Raw genomic sequence first — 18743 nt, 5'->3', positions numbered from 1 at the left:
GTGCGGGGGGTCGTGCGCGTCATGCCGCACACCCGGGGCGCGAGGGATCACGCGACCTGGAATCCGACATTCCATGCATCATGTCACCACGGAGTGACACCCCGCGAGTGCCCAGCGCAGTGATCTGTTCCGACGACGGGGCGAGCGGGGCCCTCCGGAGGGCGCGCTCAGCGCAACAGCCGGCGCTCCTTGGCCACCGCCACCGCGCCCGCCCGGGTGTCCACGCCCAACTTGTCGTAGATCCGCCCGAGATGGGTCTTCACCGTCGCCTCGCTGATGAACAGGGCCCGGGCGATCTCCCGGTTGCCCAGCCCCCGCGCCAGCTGTTCGAGGATGTCCTGCTCGCGTTCGGTGAGCTGCGGCGCGGGCGCCCGCATCTGCGCCATGACCCGGGAGGCGACCGGTGGCGAGAGCACCGTCCGGCCCTGCGCGGCCGCGTGCACGGCGGCGAACAGCTCCTCCGGGCGCTCGGCCTTCAGCAGGTAGCCGGTGGCGCCCGCGGCGATGGCCCGGGTGATGTCGGCGTCGGTGTCGTACGTGGTGAGCACCAGGACGTGCGGTCCGCCGGGGGCGGCGGTGATCCGCCGGGTGGCCTCCACACCGTCGATGCCGTCGCCGAGTTGGAGGTCCATCAGGACGACCTGCGGTGCCAGCTCGGCGGCCAGCGCGACCGCCTCCTCACCGGTGCTCGCCTCGCCGACCACCTCGATGTCGCCCGCGCTGGCGAGCAGCGCCAGCAGCCCGGCCCGTACCACCGCGTGGTCGTCGCAGACCAGCAGCCGGACGGCCGACGGGCCCGGCGCCGTACCGGACGGGCCGCCCGGCGCCGGACCGGACGCGCCGCCCGGTGCGGGGTTCGAGGTGTCGCGCGCTGGATTCATCGCTGCTCCAGGGGGATCGCGGCGGACACGACGGTGCCCTCGCCGGGGGTGCTCTCCACCGTCAGCGTGCCACCCAGCTGCCGGAGTCGGGCGCGCATGGCCGGCAGCCCGTACCCGCGCGCGCTGCCGGTGGCGCGCCGCTCCCCGGCGGCCGGGTCGAAGCCCTGCCCGTCGTCGGCGATGTCCAGCACGGCCTGGTCGCCCAGGAAGGAGAGCGTGATCGCGGCCGCCGAGGCCCCGGCGTGCTCCCGGACGTTGGCCAGCGCCCCCTGGGCGATCCGCAGCAGCGCGGACCGGACGGCCGTCGGCAGCGGGACGGGCGCGCCGTCCAGGTGGAACCGGACCGGCAGCCCGCTCTCGGCGGACTCCCGTTCGGCCAGTGCCCGCAGCGCCCGGTCGAGGGTGCCGCCGTCGGCGAGTTCCGCCGGAGCGAGGTCGTGGACGAAGCGACGGGCCTCGGCCAGGTTGCGGGCGGCGACCTCGGCGGCGGTGCGGACGTGGGCGCGGGCGGTCGCCGGGTCGGCGTCCCAGGTGCGGTCGGCGGCCTGCAGCAGCATCTGCTGGCTGGACAGGCCCTGCGCCAGGGTGTCGTGGATCTCCATCGCCAGCCGCTCGCGCTCGGCGAGCGTGCCCTCGCGCCGTTCGGTGGCGGCCAGTTCGCGGCGGGTGCGGACCAGGTCGGCGATCAGCGCCCGCTGCCGGGCGGCCTGCCGGGCCATGAACAGGAACACCCCGGTGGCCAGTGCGGCCACCGCGGGCGGCAGCAGTACGAGCGTGGCGTCCGCGGTCCCGGGCAGCCGGATCTCGGCGATCACCACCAGCAGGGTCAGGGCTGCCACCAGCGGGATCGCCGCCTTCGCGGGCAGCGCCCGCAATCCGGTGTAGATCAGCGGGACGGCGCACCAGGCGAAGCTCGGCGCGAGCAGCACCAGCACCACCCAGAGCGCGACCACCAGCGCGACCGGCCACCGGCGCGGTCGGTCCGGCGCGGCCGGGCGGCGGTGTTCGAGCCAGGAGGCGGCCGGCTGGGCGACGGCCAGGGCGGTGCTCAGCCCGATCACCCAGGGGATCCAGGGGCTGTCGGCGTGGTGGGTGAGGTAGCGGCTGAGCGCGGCGGCGAGCAGCAGCAGGAAGGCGGAGTCCAGCAGCAGCGCCAGGCGGCCGGCGTCCGGGTCCGGGTCCCCGGCGTCGCGGCCGCCGAGGGCCGGGCCGGCGGACGGGCGGGTCTGCTGCACGGGTGGCTCCTGGCGCTACGGGCTCCGGACGGCGCCCGGTCGACTGTGGTGGCGGATCGGCGTGCGCCGCACGGACCTGCGCTCGCAGGCGGCCGACCTGCGCCGATCCCTCGATGGTGGCCCGTCCGGCCCGGTCCCGCATCAGCCGATCGGTTGACGGAGCCGTCCACCATCGGGCCCGGACGGTCGGGCCGGACCGTCGATGCCGCGCGCCCGGATCCGGCCGGAGGATCGAGGCAAGAGCCGGGCGGTCCCCCCGCCGTCCGGCCCCGAATCCCACTGCGGACCACTGCGGACCACTGCGGACCTCTGCGGATCTCCGCGGATCTCCGGACCCATGGCCTCCCGTCGGCCCGCAGACCCCCGGACCCCGCAGACCCCCGGACCCCGCAGACCCCCGGACCCCGCAGACCCCCAGAGCCCGTAGACCCCGTGATCCCGTTGAGGAGCTGGACCATGAAGAAGACCTCCGTGCGCACCCGGGTGCTGACCGGCACCGCCGCCGTCGCCGCGCTCGCCGCCGCCGGCGTGGGCGCCGTCTCGGCCAGCGCCGAGACCACCGACACCCCGGCCGCGCCGACCGCCGTCAAGGTCGACACCCAGAACAGGAACCTCGCCCAGAGCACCGGCCTGAACATCGACGCCGCCACCCGCGCGGCCCAGGCCGCCCTGGACGCGGCGAACAAGGCCGGCCAGCACGTCTCCGTCGCCGTGGTCGACCGGGACGGCGTCACCCGGGTGCTGCTCAAGGGCGACGGCGCAGGCCCGCAGGCCACCGAGTCGGCCGAGCGCAAGGCCTTCACCGCGGTCTCCTGGAACGCCCCGACCTCGGAGCTGGCCAAGCGGCTGGCCCAGGCCCCGAACCTGAAGGACATCCCGGGCACGCTGTTCCTGGCCGGCGGCGCCCCGGTGCAGTCCAAGGGCGCCCCGGTCGCGGGCATCGGCGTCGCGGGGGCGCCCAGCGGCGACCTGGACGAGCAGTTCGCGCAGGCCGGTGTCGCCGCGCTGGGCAAGTGACCGCGACGGAGCGAGCACGACGGAATGAGCACGACGGAATGAGCACGACGGAATGAGCGCGGCGGAGTGACCGCCCCGGAGTGACCGGCCCCGGCCGGCCGGCCCGCCCCCTGGGGCCGACCGGCCGGGCGCACGCTTCCCGGATCCGCCGCCGTTCTCCCGCCCGCCACCCCACCTTGTCCTCGTTCGGGTGAACAGGGGAGGGGTCGTCGCAGAACAGGCGGTGACCCTTTGAAAAGCCGGTGTCGTTGTCAGTGCCTCGTGGCAGGCTTCCCGGTATGACGGCGTGGACCCTCAACGACATCGAACGTGCGATCCGCTCCTCCTGGGGTGTCGACACCTGTGCGCCCGAGGACCTTGCCCACTGGCGTCCCGACAATCCCGCCCGCGGCCAGTGCGGGGTGACGGCCATGGTGGTGCACGACCTGCTCGGCGGCGAGCTGATGATGGGCGAGGTGCACGTCGACGGGGTCCGGACGGACCTCCACTGGTGGAACCGCTTCGCCACCGGCTTCGAGATCGACCTCACCCGCGAGCAGTTCGGCCCGGACGAGCTGGTCGGCCCCGGCCGCCCGGTCGCCCGCCCGGCCCGCCCCGGCCGGCTCCAGGCCCAGTACGAGCTGCTGCGCCACCGCGTGGTCACCGAACTGGAGCGCGGAGCCGCCGTGAACCGGATCCGCCGCCCCGCCCGGGTCGCCTGACGCCCGTCCGGTCCCGGCCCGTGGCGCAGAACGGGTATCCGGCTACCCCAGCGCCGAGCATCCCCTGACGTACAGTCGGCCCGGACGGACCACCGTACGGGTGGCGGCGACGACGACGGGAGTGCGCGGATGAGCGGGGCGACGGTCGGTTTCGTGGGGCTGGGCGCGATGGGGCGGGGCATGGCCGGCAGCCTGCTGCGGGCCGGCCACGCCGTGCGGGTCTGGAACCGCTCGCCCGAGCCGGTGGCCGCACTGGTGGCCCAGGGGGCCGAGGCGGCCGGTTCGCTCGCCGAGGTGTTCGCCGCCGACACGGTGGTCTCCATGCTGGCCAACGACCAGGCGGTCGAAGGGCTGTTGCTCGACCCCGGGCTGCTGGCGGGCGCGAAGGCGACCCTGCACGTCAACATGGCCACCGTCTCGCTGGCGCTGGCCGAACGCGCCGAGGAGCTGCACGCCGAGCACGGCATCGGCTACGTCGCCGCGCCCGTCCTCGGCCGGCCCCCGGTCGCGGAGGCGGGGAAGCTCAACATCCTGACCGCGGGCGCGCCCGAACTGCTGGACCGGGCCGAGCCGTTGTTCACCGCGATGGGCGACCGCACCTGGCACTTCGGTGACGAGCCCCGGCAGGCCAACACCGCCAAGATCAGCACCAACTTCCTGCTGGCCTGCGCGATCGAGTCGATGGCCGAGGCGTGCAGCCTGGCCGAGGCGAACGGCGTGCGGCCCACCGACCTGGTGGAGATGATCACCGGCACGCTCTTCCCCGGGCCGGTCTACTCCGGCTACGGCTCGATGGTGGCCGAACGCCGGTACGAGCCGGCCGGGTTCCGGCTGCCGCTCGGCCTCAAGGACGTCGGCCTGGCGCTGGAGGCCGGGGCCGCGCGCCACGTCCCGCTGCCGTTCGGCGGCATCCTGCGGGACGCCTTCCTGGACGCGCTGGCGCACGGCGACGGGGAGAAGGACTGGGCCGCCGTCGCCGAGGTCGCCCGGCGCCGGGCCGGACTGCCGGACTGAGCGCCACCCTGCGAGTCCCGTGAGCCCGGTCCGCGTCAACTGCCCCCGCCCGCCGTGCGTACCCGAGGCACCGGGCGGGCACCGGGCGGCCCGGCGCGCGGGGTCGGGTCGGGGCGCAGGCGCGGAATACCCGGCGCACGGTGGGTGCTCGCACCTCTGTCCGCAACACCTGACCGGGGGGAGTACCGATGGCCGACCAGCTGTCCGGCGCCGAGGCGCCGCGCCGTTTCCTGTTCCTCGACGCCAGCTCGCGCGCCGGTGGCAACTCCGAACAACTCGCCCGGCTGGCAGCCGAGTCGAGCCTGCCCGAGGGCGCGGAGCAGCGCTGGCTGCGGCTCGCCGACCACCCGCTGCCGCCCTTCCAGGACCTGCGGCACACCGGTGACGGCAGCTACCCGGAGCCGGTCGGCCACGAGCGGACCCTGCTGGAGGCCACCCTGGAGGCCACCGACCTGGTCTTCGTCGCGCCGGTGTACTGGTACACGCTGCCGACCACCGCCAAGCTCTACCTCGACCACTGGTCGGCCTGGTTCCGGGTGCCCGGGGTAAACTTCCGCGCCGGGGTGAAGGGCGGCACGCTGTGGACCGTCACCGTCCTGGCCGGCACCGAGGACAAGGCCGAACCCATGATCGGGACGCTCAAGCTGACCGCCGAGTACATGGGGATGCGCTGGGGCGGCGCGCTGATCGGCAACGGCACCCGCCCGGGGGACGTCCTGCGCGACGAGCGGGCGCTGATCGCGGCCAAGTCGTTCTTCTCCGGCTGACCCGGCTGACCCGGCTGCCCCGGCGCCGGTTCGGGGCGAGGTCACTGACGCATTCACGCCACCGAGCACCGTGCGATACCGTCCTTTCGGGCGTGTACCCGTCACTCTGCGGTCATCTTTTCGCACAGCACAAAGGCCTTACCAGAGGACTTAGTTGGGCGATTCGGGCGCCCCACCCCCGGGAGTTCGTCACAGCGGGGCACCTGCCTTCCGGAGTGGCTGGACCGTTCGGTAATCTCCGTCGGACTTTCAGCTTCGCGGGGGGTTCGCGGCGTCTGCGGCCGCCCCCTCGCGCCCGGGCCTCGCCCGGACACTTCCGTGAGGTCTCCTTGTCCATACGTCGCAGTCTTGCCCTGGCCGGCGTCGCCGCGCTCGCGTCCTCGCTGGTGCTCACCGGCGCGCAGGGCGCCATGGCCGTCGGTTCCCCCGGCACCCCGTCCCCCGGCACCCCGTCGGCCGCCGCCCCGTCCGCGGCCACCCAGGCGAAGCACCAGAGCCTCGCTCTCTCGGTCCGCGGCGTCCCGGACACCTTCGTCGCCGGCGGCCCGGCCCGCGTCTTCTCCTACCGGATCCAGAACCCGGCCGAGAACGACTTCGTCGCCTTCCCGCTGCTGAAGTTCAAGAACAAGGCCGGCACGCTCAAGGCGAAGGACCTCAAGGTCGAGTACCAGCTCCCGGCCGGTCTGCCCGGCGGTGGCACCTGGCGGACCGGCTCGATCGCGCCCGGTGGCGGTGACGGCGACGACAGCGCGGTGCTGATCCTGCTCGGTGGCGTGACCGACGGCGGTCCCGCCGACGACGCCCTGCTCTACCTCGCCCCGGGCAAGCGGATCGACATCGACGTCCGGGTCTCCTTCACCAAGGACACCCCGCTGGGCAAGGCCGGCGTCGTGCCGGTGGTCTTCTCGGCCAACGCCGACGACGAGTCCGACAACGGCCACTTCAGCTGCGACGGGATCAAGGGCGCCGGCTTCACCATCAAGGCCGGTGGCGGCGGTGGCAAGCCCACCCCGACCCCCACCCCGACCAAGACCGGCAAGCCGAGCCCGACCGCCACCGCGTCGCCCACGACCACCGCGACGGCGTCGCCCACGACCACCGCGACGGCGACCCCCACCACCACTCCGACCACCACCACGCCGACCACCCCGGCGCCGACCACCTCGGCCACCGGCACCGCCTCGCCGTCCGCCTCCCCGACCGACTCCGGGTCCGGCTCCGGCGAGACCACCACCCCGGCCCCGTCCGGCGGCAGCACCGACGCCCAGCAGCCGATCGACTTCCCGGTGGACGTCCCGAAGGTCACCCCGCCGAAGATCACCCCGGCCGTCGTCACCAAGGCCAAGACGGCCGCCACCGACGCGGACAAGAGCCTGGCCACCACCGGTGGCGGCGATGACACCACCGCGATCGCGGCCGCCGGCGGCGCCGTGCTGGTCGCCGGTGTCGGCACCCTCGTGGTGCTGCGCCGCCGCAAGGCGGGCCAGCAGAGCTGACCCGTGGCTGACGGTCCCGGGCCGGCAGGGCCGGCCCGGGACCGAGGAAGCGGGGGGCTTGCCCGAGTACCCCCTGCCGCCCGGTCGTTCCCGTGGCTGTTCTCGCGGACGGCCTCACGGACGACGTCCGGGCGGCACGGGCGGTACTCCTCCGTCACATAGGATGTCCGGCCGGAGGGGGGCGGAACGGCGGGGAGAGGGAAAGGTGCGGGAAGAACGCACGACACGGGCCACCACCGACTACGAATCCGCGACCGGTCGGATCGCGGGTCTGCCGCTCCGCAGACACCACGTGCTGCTGACGGCGTGGACGGTGCTCTGGTTCTTCCTGGTCGAGCCCAGGGGCGGCTTCTCCTGGCACTACCTGCGCCAGGGCGAGCAACTCCTCTTCAGCGGCCAGCCCGACGGCGGCCTCTCGCTCTACGCCCATCACCCCGAGCTGCAGATCGGCCCGGTCAGTCTGGCCGCTGCCCGGCTCACCGCCCCGTTCCCGCCGCACGTCGGCCAGCTGGTCGCCGAGGCGGCGAGCGCCGGGCTCGGCCTGGTGATGCTGGTCCTGGTCGGCCGGACCGCGGCCCTGTACTACCTCGGCACCGGCACCAACCACCGCCGGCTCCAGCAGCGCCTGCTGATCGCCGGGCTGGCGTTCATCCCGATGTGGGTCGAGGTCTCGGTCCGCTTCGCGCACCTGGACGACGTCCTCGCGCTGTTCTTCACCACCCTCGCCGCCCACGCGCTGGCCCGCGGCAAGCCCGTCCAGGTCGCGGTCTTCCTGGCCCTGGCGGTCGACTCCAAGCCCTGGGCGATCGCCTTCGCCCCGCTGATCCTGGCCCTGCCCCGGACGGCCTGGCTGCGCACCGCGCTCTGGTTCTGCTTCCTGGTCGCGATCGCCTGGCTGCCGTTCTACCTGGGCAACCTGGACACCATGGCGGCCGCCAAGTTCACCATCCCCAACCAGCCCGCGTCCGCGCTGCGCTGGTTCGGCGTCACCGACCCGTCCACGCCCTGGTGGGACCGCCCGACCCAGTTCGTGCTCGGGATCGGCCTCGGCTGCGTCGCGGTCCGGCGCGGCCGCTGGCCGGCCGTGGTGCTGCTCGGCGCGGACGCCCGGATCCTGCTCGACCCGAGCGTCTACACGTACTACACGGCCTCCATCCTGCTCGGCACCCTGCTCTGGGACGCGGTCGGGCAGAAGCGGCTGGTCCCGTGGTGGAGCTGGATCGCGCTGGTGGCGCTGTACGGCGGCACGCTGTTCCTCCCGTCCGACTCGGCCCGCGGCTTCGTCCGGCTCGCCTTCGTGGTGGTATCCGCCGCGTACGTGCTGCTCTGGCCCACCCAGCAGGCCCGCCGACCGCGGTCACCGGCCGGGGGTGGCGGGGACGGACGCCGCCGGGCGGCCCGACGGCGCGAGCGGGAGCTGGTCGGCGCCTGAGCCTCCCCTGGAGCCGGTCGGCGCCTGAGCCCGCCCCGGGGACTGCTCGGCGCATCCGCCCGCCGGCGCGCCGCGGCTTGACCCTCACGCGACGTGAGAGCGCAGGGTGGTGGTCACCACCAGGGAGGAGAGTTTCCGGATGAGCGAGGACCAGGGCCACTCGGTCGGCGCCGTGGCGAAGATCGCCAAGGTGACCGTCCGCACCCTGCACCACTACGACGAGATCGGCCTGCTGTCCCCCGCGGGCCGCACCCGGGCCGGCTACCGCCGCTACGTGGACGCCGACCTCGACCGGCTGCAGCAGATCCTGTTCTACCGCGAGCTCGGGTTCCCCCTGGAGGAGATCGCGGCGATCCTGGACGACGACTCGGTCAGCCCGAGCGAGCACCTCCGGCGGCAGCACCGGCTGCTGACCGACCGGATCCGGCACCTCCAGGACCTCGCCACAGCTGTCGAACACGCCATGGAGGCACGCAGGATGGGCATTCAGCTGACCCCGGAGGAGAAGTTCGAGATCTTCGGCGAGGGCTACCAGGAGGACTGGGAGCAGGAGGCCGAACAGCGCTGGGGCGACACCGCGGCCTGGGCCGAGTCCCAGCGCCGCACCGGCGGCTACACCAAGGCCGACTGGCAGCGCATCCAGACCGAGATGGCCGAGCTCAACACCCGCCTGGCCGAGGCGGTCACGGCCGGAGAGCCCGCCGACGGCACCGCGGCCATGGACCTCGCCGAGGCGCACCGGCAGCACATCTGCCGGAACTTCTACGACTGCACCTTCACCATCCACCGCGGCCTGGCCTGCCTGTACGTCTCGGACCCGCGCTGGACCAGCACCTACGAGGAGCTCGCCCCCGGCCTGGCGCAGTGGCTGCACGACGCCATCGTGGCCAACGCCGACCGGCGCGAGCAGGCGTAGCGCGTCACGCCACCCCGCGCCCGAAGGAGCGCCGGTAGGCGGTCGGCGAGGTGCGCATCACCCGGCCGAAGTGGTGGCGGAAGGTCGCGGCGCTCTCGAAGCCGACCGCCGCGGCGATCTCCTCCACCGACCCCTCCGGCGACTCCAGCAGCGCCAGACTGGCCGCGATGCGCTGGGTGATCACCCAGCGCATCGGGCTGGTGCCGTTGCGGGCGGTGAAGTGCCGCAGGTACGAGCGGTCCGACATCCGCGCGGCCCGGGCCAGCACCGAGACGGTCAGCGGGTCGGACAGGTGGTCCAGCGCCCACTGCATGCTGCGGGCGATCCCGTCCTCGTCCTCCTCGACCGGGCGGACCGCCGCCTCGATGAACTGGGCCTGCCCGCCGTCCCGGTGCGGTGCCACCACGAAGCGGCGGGCCACGCTGTTGGCCACCTTGGCGCCGTGGTCCCGCCGGACCAGGTGCAGGCACAGGTCGATGCCGGCCGCGCTGCCCGCGCTGGTCAGCACGTCGCCGTTGTCCACGTACAGCACGTCCGGGTTGACCCGCACCCGCGGGTACCGCTGCTGGAGCAGTTCGGCGTACCGCCAGTGGGTGGTCGCCTCCTTGCCGTCCAGCAGCCCGGCGGCGGCCAGCGCGAAGGCGCCCGAGCAGATCGAGACGATCCGGGCGCCGCGTTCGTGCGCCGTCCGCAGCGCCTGGACCAGGCCGGGGGAGACTCCCACGCCGCTGAAGGCGTTGCGCACCCCGGGGATGACGACGGTGTCGGCCGCCGCGAGGTCGTCCAGGCCGTGCCGGGCGGTCAGCGCGAAGCCGCCCACCGCGTCCAGCGCCGTCCCCGGCCGGTCGGCGCACACCTTCAGGCCGTACCAGGGCGCCGCCAGCAGGCCGCCCAGCTCGGGCCGCGCCAGTCCGAACACCTCGACCACGACGCCGAGTTCGAACGGCGCCATGCCCTCGAAGGCGTACACCGCGACGTCGTGCACGGGCTCCGGGCGCGGGCCGATGGTGACGGCCACCGGACGGGACGGTGCGGCCCGCCCCCCGGCGTTCGGCTCGGCCGTACGCTCGGTGGTCGACCCGGCGGTCTGCCCTGGGATCTGCTCGGCGATCTGCTCGGCGGTCGGCTCGGCCATGCGGAACCCCCTGCTCACGGGTGGCGGAATCCCGGTGAGTGTAGCCGTTGCCGCCACCCCGGAGGTTCCTTCGAATCCCCCTGCAACCTCCGCCCGTCCCACACGTCCATCAGTACGGGGGCGGAGGGAACCGGGCCGGAGGCGGCTGCGAGGATCTCCGCGATCAGGACCTTGATCAGTGCCTGACGGTGACGGCGAGCCGGCCGCCACCGTCCCGGGGGAAAGCGGAACCGTACATGTCCATGGCCATCGAGCCGTTCGCCGCGCCACGGTGGGGCCGCGGCATCTCCGTCCGCGGAGTGCGCGGAGTGCGCGGAACCCGTGCAGTCCGCGGAGTCCGCGGAGTCCGCGGAGTGCTCGTCGCCCTGTTCGGCGCGCAGGAGGCCGGTGCGCCGGACCACCCGGTCACCACCGACCAGCAGGCGGCCCAGCGCCGCTCCGGCTTCCGGCTGCTGCGCGGCGGCCGCAAGCCGGCGGAGGACCGGCCCACCCTGACCGACCTGTACCACGCCCACCGGCTGGGCCTGGTCCGGATGGCCGTCCTGCTGGTCGACCACCAGGACCTGGCCGAGGACGTCGTGCAGGAGGCCTTCACCCAGCTCTACGAGCGCCACGGCGAGCACCTGGACGACCTCGACAACGCGATCGGGTACCTGCGGACCTCGGTGGTCAACGGCGCCCGTTCGATGCTCCGCCGTCGTAGGACCGCGCGGGAGTACGTGCCCCCGCACGAGGCCGACGCTCCCTCCGCCGAGGACCACGCGGTCCTCAACGACGAGCACCGCCGGGTGCTCGTCGCCCTGCAGGAGTTGACCCCCCGCCAGCGCGAGGTGCTGGTGCTGCGCTACTGGTCCGACATGTCGGAGGCGCAGATAGCCGAGACCCTGGGCCTGTCCCGGGGTGCCGTGAAGTCCACCGCCAGTCGCGCCCTGGACGCCTTGGAAAAGCACCTGGAGAAGGTTCGATGACCGACAAGCTCTTCCGCCCGGGCGGCGGTGACGACGACGGATCGGCCGGGACCCCGATGGAACGGCTGCTCCGCGAGGCGATGAACGCCCGGACGTCCCTGATCACCGCCCACGACCTGCGTCCGGCCGCGCCCCCGAGGACCAGGGTGCGGCGGCTGCGGCCGGTGTACGCGCTCACCGTGCCGCTGCTCGGCCTCGCCGCCGCCGCGGCGATCGGCGTGGTCACCCTGCACGGCAGTCCGGTCGCCAAGCAGGACGACCCCCCGCCCCCGGCCGCCGGCCTCTCCGCCTCGCCCGGTCCGACCCCCACCCCGACCCCGAGCAACAGCGCCGGCGTCACGCCGACCGGTGACGCGCAGACCGACCGCCCGCTGGCCGACGTCACCCCGACGTCGAGCCGGTCGGCCACCGGCGCCCCGACCGGTCCGGCCACGCCGTACACCTTCCACGGCGTCAAGCTGAAGGTGCCGGCCGGCTGGCGGGTCGCGCCCGGCGACCCGGCGGACCCCCACCTGTGCGTGCTGAGCCCGGGGGCCCCGCAGGGCGCCTCCGCGCAGAACTGCCAGCCGTACGGGGTGGACCTGGCGGTCTTCGACACCGAGTCGACGAGCTGGCCGTCGACCGCCGACCTCGACGCGCAGAGCGGCTGGAGCCGCCAGCCCGACTGTCCGGTCTGGGGCGATCCCCATCCGCCCGCCGCGGGGGAGTCCGTCAGCAGTACGGGCCCGACGAAGAGCACGCCCACCGTGTCCGGCCGTCCCGCGCTCAAGTCGCAGTGGCAGGTCACCTGTGGCCAGTCGTCCTTCACCGCGCAGATCTGGGCCCTGCCCAAGGACCAGGTGTTCGTCTCGGCGGCCGGCCTCAAGGACGACTACCAGGCCGGGCTGCAGTCGATCGTCAACAGCCTCGACGTGAGCGGCCGCAACCAGGATCCGCAGACCACGGCGGCGCCCGCGCCGAACGGCGTCGCGGTCAGCATCGACGGCCTCCCCTCCGGCCAGCAGCTGCGGGTGGGGAGCGCGGTCGTCACCTTCTCGGTGACGTTCCGGAACGACGGCCAGAGCGCCTCCGGCCAGCTGGAGCCCCTGGTCTTCACGGACCGCTACGCGGGCACGCCGACCGTGCCCGGGCAGCAGCTGCCCAACGACGGGAAGCTGGAGCTGCAGACCGACAGCGGCTGGATCCCGAAGCCGATGGGCCCGGCCGGCGACACGTCCTACGCGACGGCGCGGGACTCGGAGCTGTTCTCGCTGGCCCCGGGGCAGAGCAGGAAGCTGACCTACCGGCTGACGATGGGGCCCAGGAGCGGGCCCGGCGACATGCCGTTGCGGGCGCAGGCCGTGCTCCCGTACCACGGCGGCGACCTCACCGTGGTCGCCCGCCAGGACATCACGGTCAAGCTCGTCTGGTAGCGCGCCGGGGCCCGGCCCCCGTCATGGGGAGCCGGGCCCTGCAGCCTTCGGCCGGCGCTCGGCCGGCGCTCGGCCGGCGCTCGGCCGGCGCTCGGTCCGGCGGTCGGTCCGGCGGTCTCAGGCGAGCGAGGCCATCCACGCCTCGACGTCCTCGGAGCGGCGCGGCAGCCCCGCCGAGAGGTTCTCGTTGCCGTCCGCGGTGACCAGGATGTCGTCCTCGATCCGGACGCCGATGCCGCGGTACTCCTCCGGCACGGTCAGGTCGTCCTGCTGGAAGTACAGGCCGGGCTCGACGGTCAGCACCATGCCGGGCACCAGCAGGGCGTCGACGTGCTCCTCGCGACGGGAGTGGGCGCAGTCGTGGACGTCCAGGCCGAGCATGTGGCCGGTGCCGTGGAGGGTCCAGCGGCGCTGCAGGCCGAGCTCCAGGACCTTCTCGACGTCGTACGCCGAGGCGTCCAGCAGGCCCCAGGCGAGCAGCCGCTCGGCGAGGACGCGCTGCGAGGCCTCGTGGAAGTCGCGGAAGCGGGCACCCGGCTTGACCGCGGCGATGCCGGCCTCCTGGGCGTCGTACACCGCGTCGTAGATCCTGCGCTGCAGCTCGGTGAAGGAGCCGTTGATCGGCAGGGTACGGGTGACGTCGGCGGTGTAGAGGGTGTGGGTCTCCACGCCCGCGTCCAGCAGCAGCAGCTCGCCGGGGCGCACGTCGCCGTCGTTGCGGACCCAGTGCAGGGTGGTGGCGTGCGGGCCGGCGGCGGCGATGGTGCCGTAGCCGACGTCGTTGCCCTCGACCCGGGCGCGGCGCCAGAAGGTGCCCTCGATCCAGCGCTCCGAGGTGGCGACGGCCTGGCCGAGCTCGCGGACCACGTCGGTGAAGCCCTTGACGGTGGCGTCGCAGGCGGCGCGCAGCTCGCCGATCTCCCACTCGTCCTTGACCAGGCGCAGGCCGCTCAGGAACTCCTTGAACTCGGCGTCCTTGTCGGCGTCCAGCACCTCGGCGAGCGCGGCCTCCAGGCCGGCGTCGTAGCCGCGGACGATCCGGGTCGGCACGGCGGAGTCCTTGGCGCGCTCGGCCAGCTCCTCGGCGGCCTTGCGGACGTCGCGGGCCGGCAGGCCGAGCAGCTGCTCCTGCTCGCTCAGGCTGTGCCGGCGGCCGACCCACAACTCGCCGTAGCCGTCGAGCCAGAACTCGCCGTTCTCGCGGTCGGAGCGGGGCAGCAGGTAGAGCGTGAACTCGTGGCAGGCCTCGCCGGTCGGCTCGCCGACCAGCACCGCGTCCTCGGTCTGGTCCCCGGTGAGGTGCACGTACTCGCTGGCGGCGCGGAAGTTGTAGTCGGTGTCGTTGGAACGCACCCGCAGGTTGCCCGCCGGGACGACCAGGCGCACGCCGGGGTGGGCGGCGGACAGCTTGGCGCGGCGCTCGGCCGCGTACCCGGCCTGGGCGATCGGGGCGAGGCCGTGCAGCTCGGTGTCGGCCCAGCCGGACTTCATCGAGGCGGACAGCTCGTCCGAGATCTCGCCGTAGAGGCCGTTCTTGCGGCCCTTGAACTGCGGCGGCTCCTCGCCGCCCTCGGCCTCGGGGTTCTCGGCCACCGCGGGGGTCCGGTCCTCGGTCACGTGCAACGCCTCCTTGGGGGTGGTACCGCCGCCCTCGGGGGGAGGTGTCGGGTCGCGACACGCGCGGGCGGCCGTGCGTCCATGGTACGGACGCCCGGCCGCTCACCGATCCGGGGTTCGCGCGCCTGCTCGAATGCCTACTCGAAGCGTGCGGCCAGCAGCATCAGGTCGTCGGTGACCGGGGCGGCGTCCGGGTCCGGGCAGACGGCCAGCAGGTGGGCGCAGAGCCGGTCCGGGTCGATCCGCACGTCGCGCGGGGCGTCGGCGGCGGCCCGGCGCAGGTTGGCCTGTCCGGCGTGCAGGGTCGGGCCGCAGCGGCGGGCCAGGCCCTCGGTGTAGAGCAGCAGGGTGTCGCCGCGCTCGGCGATGAACTCCACCCCGGGGGCCTCCCAGCAGGCCAGCATGCCGAGGGGTGCGGAGAGCGAGGTCTCCACGAACTCGGCGCCGTGCCGGCCGACCAGGACCGGCGGGCAGTGCCCGGCCCCGGCCAGGGTGATCCGGCGCTCCTCGGGTTCGATCCAGGCGTAGACCGCGGTGGCGGTGCGGCTGGGCTCGGTGGTCTTGAGCAGCAGTTCCAGGTCGCCGAGGACGGAGACCGGGTCCTCGCCCTCCAGCACCGCGTACGCCCGCAGCGCGGCCCGGACCCGGCCCATCGCGGCGGCAGCGCCGGCGGCGGAGCCGGGTCCGGCACCGGGGCCGTCGCCGGAGACCGAGCCGACGGTGAGGCCGACGGTGCCGTCCGGCAGCGGGATGGCGTCGTACCAGTCGCTGCCGCTGGAGCGGTCCAGGCCGGCCGGGACGATCCGGGCGGCCAGTCGCAGTCCGGCGGCCTGGGGGAGGTGGTCCGGCAGCAGGCCGCGGCGCAGTGCCTCGGTGGTGCGCCGGATGCGCTCGGACTCCAGCTGCTTGGCGAGCAGCGGCGCGGCGATCTCGCAGTAGCGGCGGGCCAGTTCACGTCGGCACCGGGTGGGCTCGGCGGGCCGGTCGTAGAACCAGACGGCGGCGGCGAGCGGGCCGTCCTCGACGGTGGCGAGTGGCAGGCCGACGGCGCCGCCGAGGCCGAGGTGGACGGCGAGTTCGCGCAGCCGGCCGCCGACGGCGGGATCCTCGGCGAGGTCGGGGGAGTGCACTTCCTCGGGCCGGTCGTGCTCGCTCAGCAGCCGGGTCAGCAGGCTCTGCTCGGTCGGGACGGTCTCCAGGGCGCCGAGGCTGGCCCGGTCGAGGCCGAGGCCGACGGGCTGGCCGGGGCCGCCGCCGGGCATCAGGGTGACCAGGACGCCGCGGCCGGCGCCGAGCAGGGCGGCGCCGGAGGCGAGGACGGCGTCCAGGGTGGCGTGGAGGCCGCGGGCGCGGGCCAGGCGCTCGGTGTGCTCGTGCAGGCTGGTGATATCGGACAGGCGTCCGGCCAAACGGTCCTGCAGGGTGGCGGACGGTGCCGCGGGGCCCTCGTCCACGTCGTCGGCGGGGCCGGGCAGATCGGGCGGGTCGAGGACGGTGAGGCCGCCTGCGCAGCCGGGTCCGCCCGGTTCGGCGGTCGTCGGCGACGGGTGGGACGCCGGCGGGTGGGAGTTGGTCATGCCGCCACTCCTGACGCGGTGGTACGTGCCATGCGGGACCCCCCGATACGGCCAATGTGGAGCGAGCACGGCCAAAGGGCGTGTTTCGCCTCGATTCGCTACTTCTCGTCATTGATCGACAGCAATGCCACCACTTCTACACAGGCCATTCGGGGCATGTCCAGATCCGGGCCGACGCGGTGGCCGGTTCGTCATCTGCTCGACCCGGTCGGACGGCGTGCACGGTTCGCGCGCGCGCCGGTCGTGCCCGCAGGCATGGAGCGAGCCGGGAGCGGGCAGAACGGTGGGGACGGACCGGGCGGCCGTCCGGATCGTATGTCCGTGCCGCCCGCGCTCCCGGGTCGGCCGGAAGTCTCTCACTCGTACGGTGGAACCAAGCGCGCCCGGGCGGCGTCCATCCGGTCGCGTACGGGATTCTCGTTCCAAGGGCTGTTCCAGTGCGCGGCCCTTCTCATGTCGTGCTCCACACCGTGCTCCACGTCGTAGCCGCGCCGTCCGCCGTGCCGCCCGCCCCCGCTCCGCGCCTTCCCGGGGCCGTGCCGCCGCCGGCCCGCGCGGCGGGTTCCGACGGACGTCGGTGGGGGCGGAGCGAACCGAGCGGTCAGGGAAAGGAACGAGCGCCATGCGTGAGAACCCGAAGAGCCCGGAGAGCCGGTCGCAGGAGTCGTCCGCCCGGCTGGCCGCGGCCCTGACGGCCGCCGTCGAACACCGCTGGCCGGTGGTGCCGGGCACCGTGCTGTGCGGCGGCCGCTGCTCCTGCGGCGACCCGGACTGTCCGGCGCCCGGCGCCCACCCGCACGACCCCTCGCTGCTGGCCGCCACCACGGACGCCCGGATGGTGCGCTGGTGGTGGGAGCGGCAGAGCCCGGACGCGCCGGTGCTGGCCGCGACCGGCGCCGCGGTGTCGGCGGTCAGCCTGCCCGCGGCGGCCGGGGCCCGGGCGCTGGTCTACCTGGGGGCGCTGCGGCTGCCGCTCGGCCCGGTGCTCGCGATGCCGGGCCGCTACGCGCTGCTGGTGGCTCCGTACTCACTCGACGCGTTGGGCGAGATGCTCGCCCAACTCCCTTGGGTGCCGGGATCGTTGCGCTACCACGGACCGGGTGGTTTCCTGCCGCTGCCGCCCGGCGGCGGGGCCGGGAGGGTGCGCTGGGTGCTGGCGCCGCGCCCGGCCGTGGGCGGCGGGGTCGACCTGCCGCAGGTCGGGCCGCTGCTGGGCGAGTTGGTGGAGGCGACGGTCCGGCTGGACAGTGGCCACTCGGCGTACTGACGGACCGCCGGGCCGTACCGGACTCCGGGCCCGGTGGTACGGGGCGTTCCGGAAAAACAAAAGATCCGGCCGCTGGCGACGGGGGATGCACCAGCGGCCGGACTCTTTAGACAGTAACAAGGATCCGCGCCCGCGCCAATTTCCAAGACGCCCTCCAGGGCCGGAAATTGCGGCTTCGGGGCGACAATGTGACGCGTATCACCCGGATCCTGCGCCCTTTAGTTCAAGGTGACCTGACGGTTCACCAGGTTCGCGCGGGCGCGGCGCTCGTCGGCGGTCAGCGGAGTGGCGTCGGCGAGGACGGCGGCGAGCCGCTCGCCGAACTCGGCGGCGGGCTTCTCGCAGTCGGCGGCGGTCATGGCGAGCGGGAGGTCCCACACCGGGACGGTCAGGCCGTGCGCGCGGAAGGAGCCGACCAGGCGGGTGTCCGGACCGAGCGAGGCCTCGCCGGCCGCGTTCAGCCGGGCCAGCGCGTCCAGCAGCTGCTCCTCGGGCACGGTCATCACCCAGCGCAGGTGGTTCTTGTCCGGGGTGCCGCACCAGTAGGCGGCGTCGACGCTGCCGAGCTTCTCGGTCGGGATGGCCGAGGCGTTGGCGCGCTCCAGCGAGGCGGCGACCTCGCCGGTGGCGGTCTCGGCGTCCTCCAGCCAGAACTCGAAGCCGGTGTGCACGGTCGGCATGAAGGCGGCGGTGGTGTCCAGCAGGTCCTGCAGGCGGCGGCCGCCGGGGACGGTCCGGCGGGCCGGGACGGGGCTGCCCGGCTCGGTGGCCAGGGCCAGCTCCAGGGCGTCCGCGAGATCGCGGCTGAGGTCACCGGAGGAGGACTGGGTCTGCAGGCCCAGCAGGATCGAGCCGTCCGCGCGGCGCAGGGCCGGCCAGGCCAGCGGCAGCACGGTCGCCAGGGTCACCGACGGGACGTCACCCCCGGCGGTCGCGGCCACGCCGGGGGCCAGCGTCAGCGGCACCGTGGCGGCGGGCACCAGCTCGCGCAGCGCCACCCAGTCGGCCTCGCCCGGCAGGCCCTCGAACGGGCGGTGCACCAGCTCCTGCACCGCGTGCGAGGCCTCCCGGCCGTGGCAGGCCTTGTAGCGGCGGCCCGAACCGCAGGGGCAGTCCTCGCGGGCCCCCACCACGGGGACGTCGCCCGTGACGGCGGTGGTGGACTGGCGCTGCGGCGCCTTCTTGGCGGCCTTCTTGCCCATGGTGCGGCTCTCCCGGGGACGGTGGTCCTTTTCACCGGGAAGCCTACTGAGGTTCCCCCGGCGCGCGGGCACGCGCCGGGGCGGGCGTCGCGCACGGCCGGAGGGC

Annotated in this window: 16 protein-coding genes; 10 read left to right on the top strand and 6 right to left on the bottom strand. The window is 74.4% G+C overall.

Annotated features, from left to right (window positions below; all coding sequences use genetic code 11):
• Window positions 1-167: 167 nt before the first annotated feature.
• Window positions 168-881, bottom strand: a complete 714-nt coding sequence (locus ACZ6Z8_RS35810; RefSeq protein WP_465614180.1) for a response regulator — start codon at window positions 879-881, stop codon at window positions 168-170.
• Window positions 878-2116, bottom strand: a complete 1239-nt coding sequence (locus tag ACZ6Z8_RS35805; RefSeq protein ID WP_465614179.1) for a sensor histidine kinase — start codon at window positions 2114-2116, stop codon at window positions 878-880. Before ACZ6Z8_RS35805 ends, ACZ6Z8_RS35810 begins: the two co-directional genes overlap by 4 nt.
• A gap of 456 nt (window positions 2117-2572) precedes the next feature.
• Here ACZ6Z8_RS35805 and ACZ6Z8_RS35800 point away from each other — a divergent pair, with 456 nt between their 5' ends.
• The 7 genes from ACZ6Z8_RS35800 to ACZ6Z8_RS35770 all read left to right on the top strand — a co-directional run bounded on the left by ACZ6Z8_RS35800 (window position 2573) and on the right by ACZ6Z8_RS35770 (window position 9459).
• A complete protein-coding gene (locus ACZ6Z8_RS35800) occupies window positions 2573-3133 on the top strand; it encodes a GlcG/HbpS family heme-binding protein (protein ID WP_465614178.1) in 561 nt (186 codons plus the stop codon).
• A 278-nt stretch (window positions 3134-3411) separates the two neighbouring features.
• Window positions 3412-3834 carry a YunG family protein gene (locus tag ACZ6Z8_RS35795; protein WP_465614177.1) on the top strand — a complete coding sequence of 141 codons (423 nt, stop codon included), beginning with the start codon at window positions 3412-3414 and terminating at the stop codon, window positions 3832-3834.
• A 36-nt stretch (window positions 3835-3870) separates the two neighbouring features.
• Window positions 3871-4848: an NAD(P)-dependent oxidoreductase gene (locus ACZ6Z8_RS35790; protein ID WP_465614190.1), complete on the top strand. Its 978-nt coding sequence runs from the start codon at window positions 3871-3873 to the stop codon at window positions 4846-4848.
• 188 nt (window positions 4849-5036) lie between these two features.
• Window positions 5037-5615 carry a flavodoxin family protein gene (locus ACZ6Z8_RS35785; protein WP_465614176.1) on the top strand — a complete coding sequence of 193 codons (579 nt, stop codon included), beginning with the start codon at window positions 5037-5039 and terminating at the stop codon, window positions 5613-5615.
• A gap of 329 nt (window positions 5616-5944) precedes the next feature.
• Window positions 5945-7111, top strand: coding sequence for an LPXTG cell wall anchor domain-containing protein (locus tag ACZ6Z8_RS35780; protein ID WP_465614175.1), 1167 nt, complete (start codon window positions 5945-5947; stop codon window positions 7109-7111).
• Window positions 7112-7316: 205 nt separating this feature from the next.
• Window positions 7317-8543 (top strand): hypothetical protein, encoded by a 1227-nt coding sequence (locus ACZ6Z8_RS35775; protein WP_465614174.1) that lies wholly within the window; start codon window positions 7317-7319, stop codon window positions 8541-8543.
• A 139-nt stretch (window positions 8544-8682) separates the two neighbouring features.
• Window positions 8683-9459 carry a MerR family transcriptional regulator gene (locus ACZ6Z8_RS35770; protein WP_465614173.1) on the top strand — a complete coding sequence of 259 codons (777 nt, stop codon included), beginning with the start codon at window positions 8683-8685 and terminating at the stop codon, window positions 9457-9459.
• Window positions 9460-9463: 4 nt separating this feature from the next.
• Here the strand turns inward: ACZ6Z8_RS35770 and ACZ6Z8_RS35765 are convergent, their stop codons facing one another.
• Window positions 9464-10594 carry a helix-turn-helix domain-containing protein gene (locus ACZ6Z8_RS35765; RefSeq protein ID WP_465614172.1) on the bottom strand — a complete coding sequence of 377 codons (1131 nt, stop codon included), beginning with the start codon at window positions 10592-10594 and terminating at the stop codon, window positions 9464-9466.
• Between the two features lie 353 nt (window positions 10595-10947).
• Between ACZ6Z8_RS35765 and ACZ6Z8_RS35760 the strand changes: the two genes are divergently transcribed.
• Together ACZ6Z8_RS35760 and ACZ6Z8_RS35755 are read left to right on the top strand one after the other, a co-directional pair.
• Window positions 10948-11562, top strand: a complete 615-nt coding sequence (locus tag ACZ6Z8_RS35760) for an RNA polymerase sigma factor (RefSeq protein WP_465614171.1) — start codon at window positions 10948-10950, stop codon at window positions 11560-11562.
• Entirely contained in the window at window positions 11559-12974 is a 1416-nt protein-coding gene (locus tag ACZ6Z8_RS35755) for a hypothetical protein (protein ID WP_465614170.1), read from the top strand. The genes ACZ6Z8_RS35760 and ACZ6Z8_RS35755 overlap by 4 nt, the downstream gene beginning before the upstream one ends.
• 117 nt (window positions 12975-13091) lie before the next feature.
• On the opposite strand, the gene ACZ6Z8_RS35750 is transcribed toward ACZ6Z8_RS35755, so the two are convergent.
• Together ACZ6Z8_RS35750 and ACZ6Z8_RS35745 are read right to left on the bottom strand one after the other, a co-directional pair.
• Window positions 13092-14591 (bottom strand): aminopeptidase P family protein, encoded by a 1500-nt coding sequence (locus ACZ6Z8_RS35750; RefSeq protein WP_465614169.1) that lies wholly within the window; start codon window positions 14589-14591, stop codon window positions 13092-13094.
• A gap of 137 nt (window positions 14592-14728) precedes the next feature.
• Window positions 14729-16168 (bottom strand): PP2C family protein-serine/threonine phosphatase, encoded by a 1440-nt coding sequence (locus tag ACZ6Z8_RS35745; protein WP_465614168.1) that lies wholly within the window; start codon window positions 16166-16168, stop codon window positions 14729-14731.
• Window positions 16169-16790: 622 nt separating this feature from the next.
• On the opposite strand from ACZ6Z8_RS35745, the gene ACZ6Z8_RS35740 reads away from it, so the two are divergent.
• Window positions 16791-17435, top strand: coding sequence for a bifunctional DNA primase/polymerase (locus tag ACZ6Z8_RS35740; RefSeq protein WP_465614167.1), 645 nt, complete (start codon window positions 16791-16793; stop codon window positions 17433-17435).
• A gap of 218 nt (window positions 17436-17653) precedes the next feature.
• Here ACZ6Z8_RS35740 and ACZ6Z8_RS35735 read toward each other — a convergent pair whose 3' ends face one another.
• Complete coding sequence (locus tag ACZ6Z8_RS35735) at window positions 17654-18637, bottom strand: DUF5926 family protein (RefSeq protein WP_465614166.1); 984 nt, start codon at window positions 18635-18637, stop codon at window positions 17654-17656.
• Window positions 18638-18743 lie beyond the last annotated feature (106 nt).

The sequence above is a fragment of the Kitasatospora sp. NPDC101108 genome, from assembly GCF_055584725.1.
Note: the sequence above shows the minus strand (reverse complement) of the source record. Positions and strands in the feature narration are given on the sequence as shown.